This is a genomic window from Noviherbaspirillum album, from assembly GCF_035916955.1.
Lineage (GTDB): Bacteria > Pseudomonadota > Gammaproteobacteria > Burkholderiales > Burkholderiaceae_D > Noviherbaspirillum > Noviherbaspirillum album.
The window spans coordinates 1-1,047 of record NZ_JAWIIV010000122.1 but is presented as its reverse complement, the minus strand read 5'-3'; the positions used below and the strand labels follow the sequence as shown (position 1 = coordinate 1,047).

Genomic DNA, 1,047 nt, shown 5'->3' with positions numbered 1-1,047 from the left:
CTGCGACGGCAATCTCTCCGCTTCCCAGCTCCAGGGCTGGCGCACCAGCGAAGGCATGACCATGGCGGTCTGCTCGGTCGGCCTCGGCAGCTTCATCAACTCCGCCATCAGCCAGGCCAAGCTTGACCAGTTCAACAACAACATGAACGCCTTCCGCACCGCCGGACTCAAGGCCATCGTGCGCTTCTCCTATAGCTCGGATACCTCCGGCACCGATGCGAATCTGACACGCATCCGCGCCCACATGGACCAGCTCAAGCCTTACCTGGAAAAGCACAAGGATGTGATTGCCGTGGTCCATGCCGGCTTCATCGGCGGCTGGGGCGAATGGGCCTACAGCCAGAACTTCGGCAACCTCGGCAGCCTCTCCAGCCAGAACTGGGCCGACCGCAAGGCCGTGGCCGACAAAATGCTCGAAGTCACACCGGTGGAACGCATGGTCCAGCTGCGCGTGCCCGACTTCAAGATCCGCTTCGCCGGCAGCACGCCGCTGTCGGCATCCGAAGCCTATACCGGCACCGCCAAGGCGCGCCTGGCGCACCACAACGACTGCTTCCTGGCGTCGTCCAACGACTGGGGCACCTACACCAACACCGCAACGGAATACCCGTTCCTGCAGGCCGAGACCACCCACCTGGCCATGGGCGGCGAAACCTGCAACTATGCACCGCCGCGCAGCGACTGCCCGACCGCGCTGAAGGAACTGGCGATGTTCCATTACTCGTACCTGAGCAATGGCTATCACCAGACGGTCTTGAATGCGTTCAAGAACCAAGGCTGCTATGAAGAGATCAAGCAGCGCCTGGGCTACCGCTACGTGCTGCAGAACGGTTCCTACTCGACCAGCGCCAAGCCGGGCGGTTCGATGGCGGTGAACTTCACGGTGCAGAACAAGGGCTGGGCGTCGAACTACAACACCCGCGATGTGGAACTGGTGCTGCGCAATACCAGCACCGGCGGTCTGTACCGCTTCAAGCTCAATGCCGATCCGCGCAAGTGGCTGCCAGGCCAGAACGTGACGGTGAGCCAGAACGTGACTCTGCCGGC

The 1,047-nt window shown here is 62.4% G+C and carries 1 protein-coding gene; it reads left to right on the top strand.

What is annotated here, in order from left to right; genetic code table 11:
* The coding region (locus RY831_RS32985; protein ID WP_326510499.1) for a DUF4832 domain-containing protein at positions 1 to 1,047 on the top strand (1,047 nt) is incomplete at both ends.